At 67.2% G+C, this 17,164-nt stretch carries 17 protein-coding genes; 10 read left to right on the top strand and 7 right to left on the bottom strand.

Features of this window, described 5'->3' with window-relative positions:
• Positions 1-117: 117 nt before the first annotated feature.
• The 8 genes from ACUSIJ_RS23685 to ACUSIJ_RS23650 all read left to right on the top strand — a co-directional run bounded on the left by ACUSIJ_RS23685 (position 118) and on the right by ACUSIJ_RS23650 (position 8,116).
• A complete protein-coding gene (locus tag ACUSIJ_RS23685; protein WP_449310890.1) occupies positions 118-801 on the top strand; it encodes an amino acid ABC transporter permease in 684 nt (227 codons plus the stop codon).
• A gap of 72 nt (positions 802-873) precedes the next feature.
• A complete protein-coding gene (locus ACUSIJ_RS23680) occupies positions 874-1,518 on the top strand; it encodes an amino acid ABC transporter permease (RefSeq protein WP_449310889.1) in 645 nt (214 codons plus the stop codon).
• 75 nt (positions 1,519-1,593) lie between these two features.
• Complete coding sequence (locus ACUSIJ_RS23675; RefSeq protein ID WP_449310888.1) at positions 1,594-2,334, top strand: amino acid ABC transporter ATP-binding protein; 741 nt, start codon at positions 1,594-1,596, stop codon at positions 2,332-2,334.
• 73 nt (positions 2,335-2,407) lie between these two features.
• Positions 2,408-3,202 (top strand): transporter substrate-binding domain-containing protein, encoded by a 795-nt coding sequence (locus ACUSIJ_RS23670; RefSeq protein WP_449310887.1) that lies wholly within the window; start codon positions 2,408-2,410, stop codon positions 3,200-3,202.
• Between the two features lie 115 nt (positions 3,203-3,317).
• Positions 3,318-4,496 (top strand): fumarylacetoacetate hydrolase family protein, encoded by a 1,179-nt coding sequence (locus ACUSIJ_RS23665; protein ID WP_449310886.1) that lies wholly within the window; start codon positions 3,318-3,320, stop codon positions 4,494-4,496.
• Between the two features lie 49 nt (positions 4,497-4,545).
• Positions 4,546-6,120 carry an aldehyde dehydrogenase (NADP(+)) gene (locus ACUSIJ_RS23660; RefSeq protein ID WP_449310885.1) on the top strand — a complete coding sequence of 525 codons (1,575 nt, stop codon included), beginning with the start codon at positions 4,546-4,548 and terminating at the stop codon, positions 6,118-6,120.
• A complete protein-coding gene (locus ACUSIJ_RS23655) occupies positions 6,117-6,938 on the top strand; it encodes a shikimate dehydrogenase family protein (RefSeq protein WP_449310884.1) in 822 nt (273 codons plus the stop codon). Before ACUSIJ_RS23660 ends, ACUSIJ_RS23655 begins: the two co-directional genes overlap by 4 nt.
• 50 nt (positions 6,939-6,988) lie before the next feature.
• On the top strand, positions 6,989-8,116 hold the full coding sequence (locus tag ACUSIJ_RS23650) for an iron-containing alcohol dehydrogenase (RefSeq protein ID WP_449310883.1): 1,128 nt from the start codon (positions 6,989-6,991) through the stop codon (positions 8,114-8,116).
• Between the two features lie 24 nt (positions 8,117-8,140).
• Here the strand turns inward: ACUSIJ_RS23650 and ACUSIJ_RS23645 are convergent, their stop codons facing one another.
• The 5 genes from ACUSIJ_RS23645 to ACUSIJ_RS23625 form a co-directional block, all read right to left on the bottom strand.
• The gene (locus ACUSIJ_RS23645; RefSeq protein ID WP_449310882.1) at positions 8,141-8,854 is read right to left on the bottom strand and encodes an ABC transporter ATP-binding protein; all 714 of its coding nucleotides are present in this window, start codon (positions 8,852-8,854) and stop codon (positions 8,141-8,143) included.
• Complete coding sequence (locus ACUSIJ_RS23640; protein ID WP_449310881.1) at positions 8,854-9,633, bottom strand: ABC transporter ATP-binding protein; 780 nt, start codon at positions 9,631-9,633, stop codon at positions 8,854-8,856. The genes ACUSIJ_RS23645 and ACUSIJ_RS23640 overlap by 1 nt, the downstream gene beginning before the upstream one ends.
• Before the next feature lie 3 nt (positions 9,634-9,636).
• Positions 9,637-10,518 carry a branched-chain amino acid ABC transporter permease gene (locus ACUSIJ_RS23635; protein ID WP_449310880.1) on the bottom strand — a complete coding sequence of 294 codons (882 nt, stop codon included), beginning with the start codon at positions 10,516-10,518 and terminating at the stop codon, positions 9,637-9,639.
• Between the two features lie 2 nt (positions 10,519-10,520).
• Positions 10,521-11,402, bottom strand: a complete 882-nt coding sequence (locus tag ACUSIJ_RS23630; protein WP_449310879.1) for a branched-chain amino acid ABC transporter permease — start codon at positions 11,400-11,402, stop codon at positions 10,521-10,523.
• A gap of 195 nt (positions 11,403-11,597) precedes the next feature.
• Complete coding sequence (locus ACUSIJ_RS23625) at positions 11,598-12,875, bottom strand: ABC transporter substrate-binding protein (RefSeq protein WP_449310878.1); 1,278 nt, start codon at positions 12,873-12,875, stop codon at positions 11,598-11,600.
• A 149-nt stretch (positions 12,876-13,024) separates the two neighbouring features.
• On the opposite strand from ACUSIJ_RS23625, the gene ACUSIJ_RS23620 reads away from it, so the two are divergent.
• Positions 13,025-13,933 carry an alpha/beta hydrolase family protein gene (locus ACUSIJ_RS23620; RefSeq protein WP_449310877.1) on the top strand — a complete coding sequence of 303 codons (909 nt, stop codon included), beginning with the start codon at positions 13,025-13,027 and terminating at the stop codon, positions 13,931-13,933.
• Positions 13,934-14,056: 123 nt separating this feature from the next.
• Here ACUSIJ_RS23620 and ACUSIJ_RS23615 read toward each other — a convergent pair whose 3' ends face one another.
• Both ACUSIJ_RS23615 and ACUSIJ_RS23610 read right to left on the bottom strand, forming a co-directional pair.
• Positions 14,057-14,482: a DoxX family protein gene (locus tag ACUSIJ_RS23615; RefSeq protein ID WP_449310876.1), complete on the bottom strand. Its 426-nt coding sequence runs from the start codon at positions 14,480-14,482 to the stop codon at positions 14,057-14,059.
• A 206-nt stretch (positions 14,483-14,688) separates the two neighbouring features.
• A complete protein-coding gene (locus ACUSIJ_RS23610; protein WP_449310875.1) occupies positions 14,689-15,579 on the bottom strand; it encodes an alpha/beta hydrolase in 891 nt (296 codons plus the stop codon).
• Between the two features lie 203 nt (positions 15,580-15,782).
• Here ACUSIJ_RS23610 and ACUSIJ_RS23605 point away from each other — a divergent pair, with 203 nt between their 5' ends.
• Positions 15,783-16,970 (top strand): ABC transporter substrate-binding protein, encoded by a 1,188-nt coding sequence (locus ACUSIJ_RS23605; RefSeq protein ID WP_449310874.1) that lies wholly within the window; start codon positions 15,783-15,785, stop codon positions 16,968-16,970.
• Positions 16,971-17,164: the final 194 nt, after the last annotated feature.

The raw sequence follows: 17,164 nt of genomic DNA, 5'->3' as shown, positions 1-17,164 counted from the left end.
CTGATCGGCCCGGTCGGGCGGCGTGACGCAGGCAATCTGCGCTGTCCGGAACCGGGGAGGGTGGGCAGTGCACTCCCTCCGAGCCCGAATGCCTTTCTGTCCGGGAGGACGCATATCTTGTCCTATGAATTCGATTTCTCATTCCTGAGCGGCTATCTGCCGGACCTGGTACACGGCATATGGCTGACGCTGGGCATGACCTTCGCGTCGATCATCCCCGGCTTCATCCTCGGCACGGCCTGCGCGCTGGCGCGTCTCTACGGCGGTCCCGGTCTCCGGCGCGCGGCGACGTTCTATGTCGAGGCCATCCGGAACACGCCGCTCATCATCCAGGTTTTCTGGCTGTTTTTCGGTCTGGCGGTGCTGCAGATCCACACCGGGCCTTTCTTCGCGGCGGTCATCGCGCTGACAATCAACGTGGGCGCGTACACGGCCGAGATCATGCGTGCCGGGTTCCAGAGCATTCCCAGGGGCCAGCGCGAGGCGGCGTCGTGCCTGGCGCTCTCGCCGGTCCAGACCGTGCTGAGCGTCGAGCTGCCGCAGGCGGTCGAGAGAGTTTATCCGGCACTCGTCAGCCAGTTCGTGCTGATGATGCTGGCGACGTCGATCATGTCGCAGATCTCGGCCGAGGAGCTGACCGGCGTCGCCTACATGATCCAGTCCTTCACCTTCCGCGGCTTCGAGGTCTATCTCGTCGTCGCCGTCGTTTACCTTGGTCTGGCGACGTTCCTGCGCCTGACGCTGCTCGGTCTCGCGGAAGTGTCCTTTCCGCGCCGGCGCCGTCTGCGCACCCCCTTGTAGGCTCGCCCGCGATCGCCGGTTCGCGGCGATCGCGGGCGGCGTTGCACCCATTCAGCCCGTATGAGAATGACGATGCTTGGTTTGACTGTCGATCAATTGTTCTATCTTTTCCGCGGTGCGGGCTGGACCGTCGTCCTGTCCCTGCTCGGCTTCGTCGGCGGCACCATCGTCGGGCTGCCGGTCGCGCTCGCCCGCGCCTCCCGGAACAAGCCGACATCGGTGGCGGCGGGGCTTTACGTCCAGCTCATTCAGGGCATTCCGCTGCCGGTGATCATGTTCGTGGTGTATTTCGGCATGAGCATCGGCGGCTTCAGTGTTCCAGCGCTGGTCGCTGCCGGCATCGCGATGACGCTCTACGCCTCCGCCTACATGGGCGAGATCTGGAAGGGCTGCATCCAGGCGGTTCCGCGCACCCAGTGGGAGGCGGGCGAGTGCCTGGCGCTGACCTCGGCCCAGCGGTTCTGGTACGTCATCTTTCCGCAGGCGACGCGCATCGCCATTCCGCCCACCGTCGGCTTCATGGTCCAGATCGTGAAGAACACGTCGTATTCGGTGGTGATCGGCTTCTTCGATCTGACCTATTCGGCGAAGGTCATCAACAATTCCACCTACATGCCGTTCACCGTCTTCACCATCGCCGCCCTGATCTATTTCGTCATCTGCTTCCCGATGTCCCGTCTCGCGAGCCGGTTCGAGAAGCACCTGCAAAGAGGCTGATCCATGAACAGCGTCGCCATCGCCCCGCCCCGGCGCGGTCAGCCGGCGTCCCATCACCCGCCCAAGGAAATGCGCATGACAGAGTCCGAATTGCCGCTGGTATCCTTTCGCGACGTGCACAAGCGCTTCGCGGATCTCGAAGTTCTCAAGGGTATCGATCTCGAGATTCGCCAGGGCGAGGTCGTGGCGCTGATCGGGCGCAGCGGCTCGGGCAAGAGCACCGCGCTGCGCTGCGTCAACGGCCTCGAAAAGATCAACGCCGGCGAGCTCATCGTCTGCGGCCGCGCGCTGCATGCCGGCGCCGTCGATCTGCGGGAGCTGCGCAAGGACGTCGGCATCGTCTTCCAGAGCTACAACCTGTTCCCGCACCTGACCGTGGAGCAGAACGTCACCCTCGCGCCGCGCAAGGTCTACCGGATCGGCAAGGCGGAGGCGCACGATCTCGCCGCCGAGGTGCTGGCGCAGGTCGGGCTCCTGGAAAAGGCCGGCAACTATCCCGAGCAGTTGTCCGGCGGGCAGCAGCAGCGCGTCGCCATCGCCCGTTCGCTTGCCATGAAGCCGAAGCTCATCCTGTTCGACGAGGTCACCTCCGCGCTCGATCCCGAGCTCACCGGCGAGGTACTGCGCACCATCGAGCGCCTGGCGGCGGGCGGGATGACCATGATGATCGTGACGCACGAGATGGCCTTCGCGCGCTCCGTCGCCGACAAGGTGGTCTTCATGCATCACGGCAAGATCTGGGAAACGGGCACCGGCGAGATGCTCGTGTCCCCGACGACACCCGAACTCCAGCAATTCGTCGGCAACGGCCTCTGAGGAGCACTCCAGGTCTGCGTCATACGAATGGATATTCACCTGCACATCGTTATTATCGAATCGGGAGGAAAGTATGAAATTTGCACGCATGCTGGGCGCGACGCTGCTCTCGCTCGCCCTGGGCACGGGTATCGCGAACGCGAACGCTCTTGAGGACATCAAGCAGCGCGGCACGATCATCATCGGCGTCGACGTCAGCCATCCGCCTTACGGATATCTCGACTCGGCCGCCAAGGAGGCGGGATCGGACGTGGAAACCGCGCAGCTCCTGGCCGACGATCTCGGCGTCAAGCTGCAGCTCGTTCCAGTTTCGGGCGCGAACCGCGTTCCCTTCCTGCTGTCGAACAAGGTCGATGCGATCATCGCCTCGTTCTCCATCACGGAAGAGCGCAAGAAGGTCATCGACTACTCGCGCCCCTACGGCGTCGTGCCCGTGGTGATCACGGCCCCCGACGGCGAAGGCATCGCCGAGCCGAAGGATCTCGCCGGAAAGGCCATCGCCGTCGCCCGCGGCACCACCGCCGACATCGAGCTGACCCGCACCGTGAAGGAGGCTGCCGTGTCCGCCAACATCGTCCGCTACGAGGACGAGGCGACGACCAACACCGCGATCGCCACCGGCCAGCAGAGGGTGTTCGCGGCGGCCCTGTCCACGGCGAACTCCGTCGCGGAACAGAACCCCAACCGCGGCCTCAAGGTGCGCATCGAGATGGCCGCCTATCCGATGGCGATCGGCCTGCGCAAGAACGAGCCGGAGCTGCGCGAGGCCTTCGACGAATGGGTGCTGGCCAACCTGAAGAACGGCAAGCTGAACGCCATTTACGAGAAACATTTCGGGCAATCCCTGCCGGCCGATCTGGCGGACTGACCGCCGGCCGGTATCTTCTAAAGCGTTTTCAAGCAAAGTGGACACCGGTTTGCGTGAAGAAAACGCGCTAAATCAAACAGCTAGAGCACGGTCCGGACGGGAGGAAAGAGGAAACATGACTGAAGCAACAGCATCCATCGCCGACATCCTCCCTTCCGACCACGCCGCGGCCTCGCTCGTGGGGCGCATCTGGCGCCCCGACCGGGAGGGGCCATCGGTGGTGAGGCTCGACGGTGGGCAACTCGTCGACATCACAGCCGCGTTCCCCACCGTGCGCGACCTGTGCGAGACGGATGACCCGCCGGCAGCGCTGGCGGGCGCGGCCGGGGAGGCGATCGGCCCGCTCGCGCCGGTGCTCGCCAATACCCCGCCCGATGGCCGCGATCCCGGCCGGCCGTGGCTGCTCGCGCCCATCGACCTGCAGGCGATCAAGGCGGCGGGAGTGACCTTCGCCGTCTCCATGCTGGAGCGCGTGATCGAGGAACGCTGCAAGGGCGACCCGGCCGCCGCCGTCGCCATCCGCCGCGACATCGCGGCCGTGATCGGCGACGATCTGCGGCGGCTGCGTCCGGGCTCCGAAGAGGCGGACCGGATGAAGGAGGTGCTCACCGCGCAGGGCATCTGGAGCCAGTATCTCGAAGTCGGCATCGGCAAGGACGCGGAGATCTTCACCAAGGCACAGCCGCTCTCGGCCGTGGGCTGGGGCGCGGACATCGGCGTGCGGCCGGATTCCTCATGGAACAATCCCGAGCCGGAGATCGTGCTCGCGGTGGCGTCCTCGGGCCGCATCGTCGGCGCGACACTCGGCAATGACGTCAACCTGCGCGATTTCGAGGGCCGTTCGGCCCTGCTGCTCTCCAAGGCCAAGGACAACAACGCAAGCTGCGCCGTCGGCCCGTTCCTGCGGCTTTTCGACGGCGGATTCTCGCTCGACGACGTGCGCACGGCGCAGGTCGAGCTCACGGTGACGGGGCCCGACGGCTTCCGTCTCGAGGGCGCGTCCGACATGGCGCAGATCAGCCGCGATCCGGCCGACATCGTCGCGCAGGCCGTCAACGCGCACCATTCCTATCCCGACGGGCTGGTGCTGTTTCTGGGCACGCTCTTCGCTCCCACCCAGGACCGCGACGGCCCCGGTCTCGGCTTCACCCACAGAACCGACGACGCGGTGCGCATCGCCAGCGCACGGCTCGGCGCGCTCGCCAACCGCGTGCGGCCGACGGACCAGTGCCCGCCATGGACGTTCGGCGTCAGCCACCTGATGCGCAATCTCGCCCGGAGGGGTCTTCTCTAGATCTAGAGCGCGTCTGTTGTAAGGAATTTCGCCTGTCAAGGAGACTGCAATGACTGTTGAGGACGGCCTTTTGATCGGCCACGAGCGGATCGTCGGCACCAACGGGACGATCCGTTCCATCGTCGCAGAAACCGGGGAGCCGTCGGGAATCACGTTCTCCGGCGCGTCCGCGGACCAGCTCGACCGTGCCTGCGCGCTGGCGCAGGCAGCCTTCGACGACTACCGCGCCCGTCCGCGCGAGGAACGGGCGGCGTTTCTGGAGCGCATCGCGCAGAACATCCTCGACATCGGCGACGAGCTGATCGAGGTCGCCTCCCGCGAAACCGGCCTGCCGCGCGCCCGGCTCGAGGGCGAGCGGGCGCGGACGGTCGGCCAGTTGCGGCTGTTCGCGGCCGTGGTGCGCGACGGGGGATACCTCGATCTGCGCATCGACCCCGTCCAGCCGGACCGCAAGCCCCTGCCGCGCGTCGACCTGCGGCTGCGCCATATCCCCGTGGGGCCGGTCGCGGTGTTCGGGGCGTCGAATTTCCCGCTGGCGTTCTCGGTCGCCGGCGGCGACACGGCCTCGGCGCTCGCTGCCGGATGTCCGGTCATCGTCAAGGCGCATTCGGCGCATCCCGCCACCTCGGCGCTGGTCGGCGCGGCCGTGCAGGCCGCCGTGCGGGATCTGGACTTGCCCGAGGGCGTGTTCGCGCTCCTGTTCGACAGCGGGCGGAGCATCGGGCAGGGCCTTGTCGCCGATCCGCGCATCGCCGCCGTGGGCTTCACCGGCTCGCGCGCCGGCGGCCTGGCGCTCGCCGCCATCGCCGCGGCGCGGCCGGTGCCGATCCCCGTCTACGCGGAGATGAGCAGCATCAATCCGGTAATCCTCTTACCCGGCGCGCTGGCGGCGCGCGGGGCGGAAATCGGCCACGCGTTCGTCGCGTCGTTGACGCTGGGCGTGGGGCAGTTCTGCACCAATCCCGGCCTCGTCATCGCCGTGGAAGGTCCGGGACTGGACGCGTTTCTCGCCGCCGCCGCCGAGAAGGTGCGCGAGGCTGCGCCCGCGACCATGCTGACGCCGGGCATCTGCAAGGCCTATCGCGAGGGCGCCGCGACGTTCGCCGGCCACGCGGCGGTGACCGAAGTCGCGGCCGCCGGTGCGCAAGCGCCGCTCAAGGCGTCGGCGCGGCTGTTCAGGACGCCCGCATCGGCGTTCCTCGCCGATCCTTCCCTTCAGGAGGAGGTGTTCGGGCCGGCGGCTCTCGTCGTCGTCGCCGCAGATCTCGATGAGGTGCGCCGCGTCGTCGACAGTCTCGCCGGACAATTGACCGCAGCGCTGCACATCGTGCCGGAGGACTATCCCGCCGCCGCCGGCCTGATCCCCGTGCTGGAGAAGAAGGTCGGCCGCATTCTGGTGAACGGTTTCGGCACCGGCGTGGAAGTCGCCCCTGCGATGGTGCATGGCGGGCCTTTCCCGGCGACCTCCGACGGCCGGACGACGTCCGTCGGCACCCTCGCCATCGCCCGCTTCCTGCGCCCGGTCAGCTATCAGGATCTGCCCGACGATCTGCTCCCGCCGGAACTGAGAGGCGAGGGGCCCGACGGCGTGCCGCGCCGCTTCGACGGCAAGGTGCGGCTGTGAGTGCGGACCTTGCGTTGCCGGCCGACAAGGCCGGCGTCACCGGCCGCACGCGGGTCCTCGCCATTCTGGCCGATCCGGTGGTGCACGTTAAGGCGCCGCCGGCCATCAACCGCATCGCGCGCGAGCGCGGGAAGGACGCAGTCATGGTGCCCTTCGAGGTCGCGCCGGAGGACCTCGCCGGGGCGTTCGACGCGTTGCGCCGCCTGAAGAACTTCGACGGCGGGATCGTCACCGTCCCGCACAAGACGGCAGCGGTCCGGCTGTGCGACGACATCAGCCCCGCCGCCCGCGCGGTGGGGGCGGTGAACGTGATCCGGCGCACGCCGGAGGGGCTCATCGTCGGCGATGCGCTCGACGGCATCGGCTTCGTCGCCGGTCTTCTGGCGGCGGACATCGACGTCGGCGGGCGTTCGGCCTATCTCGTCGGCGCGGGCGGGGCGGCGAACGCCATCGCCTTCGCGCTCGTCGACGCGGGCGTGGCGCGCCTGACGCTGGCGAACCGCACCCGCGACAAGGCCGCGGCCCTGCGCGGGCGCATTCTGGCCGGACACCCCGGCGCGGACGTGCGCATCGGCGGCGCCGACCCTTCCGGCCACGATCTCGTCATCAACGGCACGTCCCTCGGCATGCGCCCCGGCGATCCGCTGCCCCTCGACGGCGCGGGCCTCGCCCCCGACATGACCGTGGCCGAGGTCGTCATGGAGCCGGAAATCACGCCCCTGCTGGACATCGCCAGGGACAAGGGGTGCCGGATCCACCCGGGCCGCCCCATGCTGGACCGGCAATTGTCGCTGATGGCCGATTTCTTCGGTCTTTGACACCCGGACGGGTGCGAAGCAGCCGAATAAGCCGGGCGGGAGGAGAAGAAATGCACGTCATCCAATATCTGACGACCATCAATTTCGGTACCGGGGCGCTGTCCTCCCTGGGTGCCGCGCTGGAAGCGCTCGGCGTGCGCCGCCCGCTGGTCGTCACCGACGCGGCGCTGGCGCGGCTCGGGCTGCCCGACCGCCTGACGCCCTTCCTGCCGGCCGTGGTGCCGCCCTTCATCGACGTGCCCTCCAACCCCACGGAGGCGGCGGTGCTCGCGGCGCTCGCGCATTACCGCGCGCACGCCTGCGACGGCATCGTCGCCTTCGGCGGCGGTTCGCCCATCGACCTCGCCAAGGGCGTCGCCCTGCTGGCGACGCATCCGGGGCCGCTCGAGGGGTATGCGGCGATCCTCGGCGGCGTGGGGCGGATCACGCCCGGAGTGGCGCCGCTCATCGCCATTCCCACGACCGCGGGGACCGGCTCCGAGGTCGGGCGGGCGGCGCTGATCACGCTCGACGACGGGCGCAAGCTCGGCTTCATCAGCCCGCACCTCATTCCCCGCTTCGCCATCTGCGATCCCGACGTCACCCTGGCGTTGCCGCCGTTCCTGACGGCGGTGACGGGTCTCGACGCCCTGTCGCACTGCATCGAGACCTATCTGTCGCCGCGCTTCAATCCCCCCGCCGAGGCCATCGCGCTCGACGGGTTCGCCCGCATCTGGCGCAATCTCCCGACTGCGTGGGAGAACGGCGGCGATGTCGAGGCGCGCACGGAAATGATGATGGGGGCGCTCGAAGGCGGCCTCACCTTCCAGAAGGGGCTCGGGGCCGTTCACGCCCTGAGCCATGCGCTGGGCGGGCTGAAGGAGCCGGCGCTGCATCACGGCACGCTCAACGCGATCCTGATGCCGCAGGTGCTGCGCTTCAACGCGCCGGTGGCCGCCGGGAAGATCGCGCGCCTGACCGCCGCCGCCGGGCTCGATGCGACTGCGGATCTCGCGGCGGAGCTGGAGGCCCTGAACGAGCGGCTCGGCATACCGGCGCGGCTTTCCGACCTCGGCGTGACCGAGGCGGTGGTGCCGCTCGTCTGCGAACGTGCGCTCGCCGACCACAGCCATGCCACCAATCCGCGCACGCCCACGTTGGACGACTACCGGGCGATCCTGCAATCGGTGCTGGCCTGAACGAGGACGCGAGGCGCACCGCCGTCAGATGCCCAGATAGGCTTCCAGCACGCGCGGGTGGTCGAGCAGCTCCTCGCCGGTGCCGTTGAGCACGATCTCGCCGGTTTCGATCACATAGGCGCGGTGGGCGATCTTCAGCGCCTGGCGCACGTTCTGCTCCACGAGGAAGATGGTCAGCCCGCCCTCGTTGAGCGTCCTGATGATGCGGAAGATCTCCTGCACGATCAGCGGCGCGAGGCCCATCGACGGCTCGTCGAGCAGCAGGATGCGCGGGCGCGCCATCACCGCGCGGCCGATCGCCAGCATTTGCTGCTCGCCGCCGGAGAGGTTGCCGGCGAGGCCGTCGAGCCGCTCGCCGAGGCGGGGGAACAGGCCGAGCACGTGCTCGAAATCGGCCGCGATCGCTTCCCGGTCGCTGCGATGCCAGGCGCCGAGCTCCAGGTTCTCGCGCACGGTGAGCCTGGTCAGGATGGCGCGCCCCTCCGCCACCTGCGACAGCCCGAGACGGACGATTCGGTGCGAGGGCAGACGGGTGATGTCCCGCCCGGCGAAGACGACCCTGCCCGCCGCCTTGCGCACGAGGCCCGAGAGCGCCAGCAGCGTCGTGGACTTGCCGGCGCCGTTCGCGCCGACGAGTGTCGTGATCTCGCCCTCGTTCAGCACGAAATCGATGCCCTTGACCGCCTCGACATGGCCGAAGTTGACCTTGAGGCCGGCGACCTCCAGAAGCGCGCCCATCAGGCCGTCTCCCGCGTGTCGGCGTCGTCGTCGCGCCCGAGATAGGCTTCGATGACGTCGTGGTTCCGGCGCACCGCCTCGGGCCTGTCGCTGGTGATGATGCGGCCGAAGTTCAGCACGGCGACCTCCTCGCACAGGCCCATCACGAAGCGCATGTCGTGCTCGATCAGGAACACGGTGTAGCCGCGCTCGTTGATGGCGCGCACCACTTTCATGAGGTCGGTCTTCTCGCTCGGGTTCATGCCCGCCACCGGCTCGTCGAGCAGCAGCAGGCGCGGCTCGGTGGCGAGCGCGCGGGCGATCTCCAGCCGGCGCTGCTCGCCATAGGAGAGCGTGTCGGCGATCTCTCCCGCCTTGGCGCCGAGGCCGACCCAGTCCAGCAGTTCGAGCGCCCGCGCCTGCGCCGCCGCCTCCTGGGCCCGGTAGTCCGGCAGCGAGAACAGCATCTGGACGATGCCGTAGTCGATATGCCGGTGCCGGCCGACGAGCACGTTCTCCAGCAGCGACATCTCCTTGAAGATGCGGATGTTCTGGAAGGTGCGCGCGATGCCGAGCCGGGTGATGCGGTGCGGGGGAAGCCCGGCGAGGTCCGTGCCGCCGAAGGCGATGGTGCCCTTCGTCGGCGGAATGAGCCCCGTCACCAGGTTGAACACCGTCGTCTTGCCAGCGCCGTTGGGGCCGATGAGGCCGAAGATCGCCCCCTGCGGCACCTTCAGGCTGACGTCGTCCAGCACCTTGAGACCGCCGAAGGACTTGGAGATGGAGGTGAGTTCGAGCATCGCCTACCTCCCGCCGAACCAGTGGCGCAGGCGCGCCGGGTCCCACAGGCCGGTGGGCAGGAACAGCACCACGGTCACCAGAATGAGCCCGTTGACGATCAGCCGGAAGTCGGCGAGCCCGCGCAGCAGCTCCGGCAGCAGGGTGAGGAACACCGCGCCGATGATCGGCCCGATGAGCGAGCCGATGCCGCCGAGAATCGCCATGGTCAGGATCTCGACGCCGCGGTCGAAGCCGTATTCCTGCGGGCCGATGAAGAAGGTGAGGTGGGCGTTGAGCGCGCCCGCGAGCCCGGCGATGGCCGCGCCCAGCACAAAGGCGAGAAGCTTGTGGGCGCGCAGGTCGACGCCCATCAGGCTCGCCGCCGTCTCGTCCACCTTGATGGCCTCGAACGCGCGGCCGGTCTTCGAGCGGTGGAGACGCGCCAGCACGAACACCACGATGGCGAGCGCGAGCGCCACGTGCCACCACTGCGTATATTGCGGAATGCCGTTCAGCCCCAGCGCGCCGCCGGTGATGCTATCGGTGTTGAGGATGACGACGCGCACGACCTCGCCGAAGCCGAGCGTCGCCATGGCGAGATAGACGCCGCCGAGCCGCAGCACGGGCAGGCCGATGGCGAGCGCCACGAGCGAGGGCGCCGCCATCGCGACGGCGAGCGACAGCGTGAAGGGCGAATCGTAGTTCATCGTCGCCAGCGCCCCGGCATAGGCGCCAAGCCCCATGAAGGCGGCGTTGGCCAGCGCCAGCACGCCGCAGGCGAGCGTCAGCCAGATGGAGAGCGCCAGCAGCGCGTTGATGCCGAGCGTCAGCACGAGGTTGGAATAGACGGCCCAGAACTCGTCGAACCACACCAGGAATGCGTCCCAGCCCGAGAATCCATCCATGGTCAGGCCTTCCGCTCGCTCGCCCTGCCGAACAGGCCGGTGGGCCGCACGAGCAGGATCAGGAACAGCAGGCCGAAAGCCACCGCATCGCGCATGGTCGAGCCGACATAGGCCACCGCGAACACCTCGGCGAAGCCGAGAAACAGCCCGCCGATGAGCGCGCCGCGGATGTCGCCCATGCCGCCGAGGATGATGACCGCGATGCCCTTGTGCAGCATCGGCTGACCCATCAGCGGGTAGACGGCGTTGGAATAGAGGCTGATCATGACGCCCGCGACCCCGCCGAGCGCGGCGGCCAGAAACGACGTCTTGCGGAACAGGCCCTCGACGTCGATGCCGAGCAGCGCCGCCGCCCTGGGCGACTCGGCCACCGCCCGCAGCGCCTTGCCGGCGGCGGTGCGCCGCAGCCCCACGAGCAGCGTCACCATGATGACGAGCGTCAGCGCGACGATGCCGATCTCGACCACGGTGACATGCAGCCCCGCCGCCTCGATCGATGCCTCAGGCACCACGCCCGGCGGAAAGCGCAGGTTGTCGGCCCCGAAGATGCCCTGCGTCGCGCTGTTGAGCACGATGGCGACGCCGATGGTGGCGATCATGGGGATGAGATGCGGCGCATCGCGCTTGCGCAGCGGCGACAGGACCAGGATGTCGATGGCGAGCCCGAGGAAGCCGCTGACGACAAAGGCCGCGACGAGCGCCGCCCAGATCGGCAGCCCGGCCAGCACCACGGTCTGCAGCGCCGCATAGGCGCCGACCATGAACACCGCCCCGTGTGCGAGGTTGATGACGCCGAGCACGCCGAAAATCAGCGTGAACCCCAGCGCGAACAGCGCATAGACGCTGCCGAGCGACAACGCATTGATGAATTGTTGGGCAAGCATCGTCAAAAAAGTTTCCGCGGCCGGGATGGATCGGGACGACTTTCCGCCGGAAAGCCCTCCTGATCCATCCATTCGATGAGCACGATCTTTTCCCAAAAGCGATACCCACTTCTGGGGTCATACTGCAGCCGGCCCGTGCCGAGGGGATGATCCTTGAGGGAAGGCGCGCCCGGCAATAATGCCGGGCGCGGCCGGTCACTTGACGATTTCGTAGACGCCGTTCTTCGTCACCGAAACGATCGCTTCCTGATCGGCGTCGTAGCCGGCCGGCTTGCCGCTCCGGTCCTGCGCCTGGCGGAACTTGAAGGGGCCGGTCGCGCCGGTCCACGTCACGTCGGGCAGGGCGTCGCGCAGCGCCGCGCGGTCCTTGGCGAGATCGCCGGAAAGCTCGACCTTCTTCAGCGCTTCCGCGACGATGTGAAGGGCGTCATAGGTCTGCGCGGCGAACTGGTCCGGTGGGAAGCCGAATTTCTTCGTGTAGGCCTCGATGAACTTCGCGTTCTCGGGCGCATCGTTGCTCGCCGACCAGGGACTGCCGACCCACAGACCGTCGGACGCCCCCTTGGCGAGATCGAAGATCTTGACCGAGTTGACGCCGTTGCCGCCGATGAACGGCAGGTCGATGCCGAGCTGGCGCGCCTGCACGAGGATGGGCGCGCCCTCGGCCAGCAGGGCGGAGAGGACGATGGCGTCGGGCTCGCTCGCCTTGATCTTGGTGAGCTGGGCCTTGAAATCGACGTCGCCCTTGGCGAAGGTCTCCGTCGTGGTGACGGGGATGTCCTGATCCTTGAGCGCCTTGGCGAAGTTGTCGTAGCCGGACTTGGTGAACACGTCGTCGTTGCCGTAGAGCACGGCGACCTTCTTGACGCCTTCCTTCTCGACCACCTTGCGCAGCGTCACGGGCAGCACGTCGGCCTCGGTGACGGAGTTGCGGAAGACGTAGTTGCCGACGGCCGTAATGCCGTCGGCGGTGTTGGAGGTGGCGAACGCCGGCGTCTTGGCACCCTGCGCGACGGGATGCGCGGCGGAGCCGGAATTGGACAGTGTCGGGCCGAACACCAGCAGCACCTTGTCCTGGAAGATCAACTTCTTGAAGACGTTGATCGCCTCTTCCTTCTTGCCCTGTTCGTCCTCGATCACGAGCCGGATGGTGTTGCCGTTGATGCCGCCGGCAGCGTTGATCTCCTCGGCGGCGAGCTCGAAGCCGTTGCGAATCGCCGCGCCATACTGGGCGGCCCCGCCGCTCAACGCCGCCGCGACGCCGAGCTTGACCTCGGCCGCCTGTGCCGCCACAGCGCCGGCGCTGACAGCAAGCGCAACGATCGCCGATCTCATGAACCGCATCGAACTCTCCCCAGGGTCGGTCTGGTTGTGGAAGCCGCTTCCGGGCAGCGCGTGCATCTGCCCGATATCGAGGCAGGCCGCCGCCGGAACGGGACGTAAAATCGCGTCCGGATCATCGTTGTCGATCACCCGCTGCCTTCCGTCAAGACATTTGCGCAAACATGGATCAGGACGGGAGGCCAAGGATCAGGCAGCCGCTTTCGTCCGGGCGCCGATCGGTTGCAGACGCATGTACATGGTCATGGGCAGCCGCTATTGTCCCCGGCATGAACGAACTCATGCGCCCTCTCTCGACGGAACATGGACAGGCGGTCGCGATTCCCTGCCGCGACGGCGTGCGGCTCGGCGGGCATTTATGGAGCGGCGCGGACGAGGCGCCCGCCGGGGTCATCGTCAACCCCGCGACCGGGGTTCTCGCGCGATACTACCATCGCTATGCGCGGTTTCTGGCGGCGCATGGCTTCGACGTGCTCACCTACGACTATCGCGGCATCGGCCTGTCGCGGCCCGAACGCCTGCGCGGCTGCGGCTATCGCTGGCGGGATTGGGGCGAGCGCGATTTCGACGCCGCCGTGCGCTTCATGCGCGCGCGGGCGCCGGACGCGCCGCTGATCGTCGTGGGCCACAGCATCGGCGGCTTCCTGCCGGGGCTCGCCGAAAGCGCCCCATCGGTGAACCGCATCCTGACTGTGGGCGCGCAATACGCGTGGTGGCCCGATTACGCGCCCCGCCGCAGGCTCGACCTGTTCCTGAAATGGCATGTCGCCATGCCCGCCGCCACGATGGTCTGCGGCTACTTTCCGGGCCGCAGGCTCGGCTGGCTGGAGGACCTGCCGGCCGGGATCGCCAACGAATGGAGTTTTCGCGGGCCCCGTTTCGAGCGCAGCCATCCGCGCCGGGAGCGGGCCTCGGCGGTCGCCCGCATGGCGGCGGTGACGGCGCCGATCCTGGCCGTGTCCGTCAGCGACGACGAGTTCTGTACCGTGCCGGCGATCCGCCGCACGCTGCGCTACTACACGGGCGCGCCACGACAGGCGGTGATGCTCGCCCCGGCCGACTACGGCCGCGACGCCATCGGCCATTTCAACCTTTTCCATGACAGCCACGCCGGCGGGTTCTGGACCGATGCGCTGCTGTGGCTGAAGGAGGGGCGCAACCCCTGGCCCGACCGCATCATCGATCCCTGATCCGCCGCCGGAAGGCTTGCTTGCCCGACAAGTCCCGCCCGCCAGACGGACACGCTGCCGCACCGGATCATCGCCGCAGCGCGGCGGGTTCCCGTCATTCGGTTTGGTCGTAGCGGTTGCACCCTAGCCCGCTTTCCAGGCAATCGGCGCCCGGCTGAGCCGATCCTTGCGCGACGTGGCCCATGCGACGACCAGCAGGGCGCCGATGATGCTGATATGCTCCATGACGACGTAGAACTCAAGCGTCCGCATCGGCTCCTCCATGCTCCAGAAGGTATGCGCGATGGGAATGGTCGCCGCCGTAAAGGCAGCGAGCGCCAGAGCACCCACCCAGGCATAGATGTTCAGGATGATGAGGGCGGAACCGATGAGCTGCACGACGATGGTAGCGGCATTGAAGAACACCGCCGGCTCCAGGCCGAAGTGTGTCATCTCGGCCATTCCGGCGGAAAAGTCGATCGACTTGGCAAGGCCGCTTGCCCAGAACATGAATGTAAGAATTACGCGGGCGATAACCCCGAACCAGCCCGTAGCGAAAACACGTTCCATTTGGACTACCCCTCTGAAGTCTTCGGCGGAGGATGCGCGCTTCCTCCTCCGCCGTTCGAGCAGCGTGGCGCATCATTTCATGCCTCCTCGTCCCGCTCAATTCCTCTCTTCAAATATAGACAAGCTCTTGCAATGTTTTCACCGTAAAGCAGGGAGTACCACCCCGCCGACAGGTTTGCGTGTACACGTATTCGTTGCACGTAAGACTATTGCCGTTCGCGAATGGCCTGCGCCACCGCCCGCGTCAGGACACCGTCCCGTTCCCTCAGGCTGAGGGCGATATCGAAGTGGTTGTGGCGGGGCATGTCGATGACGCGGCCGGTGTGGCCAGCCTTTTCCCAGGCCTCGGCATAGGCCGTCGTCTGGCGGCGGAATTCCCCTGTTTCGAGCCCGCCGACGGAGGCGAGCAGGCAGGCCGCGGATTGCCGCGGAACGTGAAGGATCGGGCTGTTGCGCGCGATCGAGGCATCGTCGAGGCCGAGCCAGGCGTCGATATGGGTGTGGCGTAGCGGCTCGATGTCATAGAGGCCCGACAGGGCGAGCGCGACACCGATGGTGTCGGGCGGCAGGTTCCATTCGCCGTGCCAGTCTTCGCCGTGGCAACCTTGGGCGAGCAGCATGCCGACGAGATGGCCGCCGGCCGACGATCCCCCCACGGCCATGGGTCCGGCGGCGATGCCGTGGCGCTCCCGGTTGGCATGCAGATAGGCGATCGCGCAGCGGACCTGCCGGACGATTTCATCGAGCGACACGGCGGGCGCGAGGGCATAGTCGATGACCGCGACGGAAACGCCGTGGGCTCTCAGGCCGGGCACGACGAAGGCGTTGTCCTCCTTCGAGCCGCCGCGCCAGTAACCGCCGTGGATCCAGACGAAGACGGGCGCGCCGGGATGGGCCGGATAGAAATCGAGCCTCTGGCCGCTCAGCGGGTCATAGACGATGTCGGCGACGTGCCGAATCTCCCGTTTCACGCGCGCGCTCTCGGCCACGTACCGGGCATGCTCGGCGGCGAAGGACGGCACGCTCGCGCGCGCGTTGTACTCGCGGTCGAGCGTCTCCCGGTCCAGGCCGCGATAGAGGGGCTGATTCAACGACATGGGGCATCGAGCGGCATTGGCATGAAACCGCTGTCTACGACGAAAGGCCCGTTTCCGCAACGTCGGAGCTTGCGGCGCGAGGGATTATTCCTTGTCGGCAAAAGCACCAAACTATAAGAGAACTTGAGGGTTTCCGGCACGTGGCGGCGTCGTTCGCAGTCCGCCGCGGGCGGGGATCGTTGCTTGACCAGGGGGAACGTTTCATGTTGTCGAACCGGATAGCGGCTGCGGGGTTGGTCGCCGTTGCATCAATGGCCTCGTCTTTCATCGCCACCCACACCGCGCAGGCGGCGGACGGCAAGATCAGGATCGGCCTTCTCTACACGCTGAGCGGCCCTTCCGCCGTGCTCGGCGAGCAGTCGCGCGACGCGTTCCTGCTGGCGGCGGAGAAGCTCGGCAACAAGTTCGGCGGGCTCGAGGCCGAGATCGTCGTCGTCGACGACGAGTTGAAGCCCGACATCGCCGTCAACAAGGTGCGCGAGCTCGTCGAGCGGGAGAAGGTGGACTTCGTCGTCGGCCCGATCTTTTCCAATGTTCTCAACGCCATCGTCAAGCCCGTGACGGGGGCGGGGGCGTTCCTCATCAGCACCAACGCGGGCACGTCCAATCTGGCGGGTCCCGAGTGCAACCCCAATCTGTTCGTGACCTCCTACCAGAACGACCAGATGCACGAGGTGCTCGGCAAATATGCCGAGAATCAGGGCTACAAGCGCGTCTTTCTGCTCGCACCCAACTATCAGGCGGGCAAGGACGGGCTCGCCGGCTTCAAGCATTCCTACAAGGGCGAGGTGACGAACGAGATCTACACCCAGCTCGGCCAGCTCGACTTCTCGGCCGAACTGGCGCAGATCGCCGCCGACCAGCCGGATGCGGTCTACGCCTTCATGCCCGGCGGCATGGGCGTCAATCTGGTGAAGCAATACCGGCAGGCGGGGCTCGACAACATCCCCTTCCTCTCCGCCTTCACCGTGGACGAGACCACGCTGCCCGCCCAGCAGGACGCCGCGCTCGGCTTTTTCGGCGGCGCGAACTGGGCGCAGAACCTCGACAACCCGCAGTCGCGGGAGTTCGTGCAGGCGTTCGAGGCGAAGTACGGCAGCGTGCCGGCGCTCTATGCCATCCAGGCCTATGACGCGGCGCTCGCCATCGATGCCGCCGTGACGTCGCTCGACGGCAAGCTCGACGACAAGGACAAGCTGCGCGAGGCGCTGAAGAAGGCGGATTTCCAGTCGCTGCGCGGTAATTTCCGCTTCGGCCACAACCACTATCCGATCCAGGATTTCTATCTGGTGAAGGTGGTCAAGCGCGAGGACGGCAAATTCGCGACCGAGATCGTCGAGAAGATCTTTGAAGACTATCAGGACAATTACGCCTCCCAGTGCAAGCTGTGATCGCCGCATGACGATCGCGGCCGGAAGGGGAAAGTCCCTCCGGCCGCGGCTGCTTCCAGCAGGCCATGACGAGAGCAAAATGCTTTGAACATTAATCAATATTTTGCTCTAGCTGCTTGTTTGTGCATCAAATCAAACCAAAAACGGTGCCCGTTTTCTGGTTCGATGCAATAGGGCCGGTGAACCCGCGATGC

This window comes from Pseudochelatococcus sp. B33 (assembly GCF_053570585.1).
This window is presented reverse-complemented; position numbering and strand designations above follow the sequence as displayed.

What these genes read in the sequence shown, in the direction of transcription:
- ACUSIJ_RS23680 (WP_449310889.1), top strand. Translation starts at nt 874, where the DNA reads ATGCTTGGTTTGACTGTCGATCAATTGTTCTATCTTTTCCGCGGTGCG.
- ACUSIJ_RS23675 (WP_449310888.1), top strand. Translation starts at nt 1,594, where the DNA reads ATGACAGAGTCCGAATTGCCGCTGGTATCCTTTCGCGACGTGCACAAG.
- ACUSIJ_RS23670 (WP_449310887.1), top strand. Translation starts at nt 2,408, where the DNA reads ATGAAATTTGCACGCATGCTGGGCGCGACGCTGCTCTCGCTCGCCCTG.
- ACUSIJ_RS23665 (WP_449310886.1), top strand. Translation starts at nt 3,318, where the DNA reads ATGACTGAAGCAACAGCATCCATCGCCGACATCCTCCCTTCCGACCAC.
- ACUSIJ_RS23660 (WP_449310885.1), top strand. Translation starts at nt 4,546, where the DNA reads ATGACTGTTGAGGACGGCCTTTTGATCGGCCACGAGCGGATCGTCGGC.
- ACUSIJ_RS23650 (WP_449310883.1), top strand. Translation starts at nt 6,989, where the DNA reads ATGCACGTCATCCAATATCTGACGACCATCAATTTCGGTACCGGGGCG.
- ACUSIJ_RS23645 (WP_449310882.1), bottom strand. Translation starts at nt 8,854, where the DNA reads ATGGGCGCGCTTCTGGAGGTCGCCGGCCTCAAGGTCAACTTCGGCCAT.
- ACUSIJ_RS23640 (WP_449310881.1), bottom strand. Translation starts at nt 9,633, where the DNA reads ATGCTCGAACTCACCTCCATCTCCAAGTCCTTCGGCGGTCTCAAGGTG.
- ACUSIJ_RS23635 (WP_449310880.1), bottom strand. Translation starts at nt 10,518, where the DNA reads ATGGATGGATTCTCGGGCTGGGACGCATTCCTGGTGTGGTTCGACGAG.
- ACUSIJ_RS23630 (WP_449310879.1), bottom strand. Translation starts at nt 11,402, where the DNA reads ATGCTTGCCCAACAATTCATCAATGCGTTGTCGCTCGGCAGCGTCTAT.
- ACUSIJ_RS23620 (WP_449310877.1), top strand. Translation starts at nt 13,025, where the DNA reads ATGCGCCCTCTCTCGACGGAACATGGACAGGCGGTCGCGATTCCCTGC.
- ACUSIJ_RS23615 (WP_449310876.1), bottom strand. Translation starts at nt 14,482, where the DNA reads ATGGAACGTGTTTTCGCTACGGGCTGGTTCGGGGTTATCGCCCGCGTA.
- ACUSIJ_RS23610 (WP_449310875.1), bottom strand. Translation starts at nt 15,579, where the DNA reads ATGTCGTTGAATCAGCCCCTCTATCGCGGCCTGGACCGGGAGACGCTC.
- ACUSIJ_RS23605 (WP_449310874.1), top strand. Translation starts at nt 15,783, where the DNA reads ATGTTGTCGAACCGGATAGCGGCTGCGGGGTTGGTCGCCGTTGCATCA.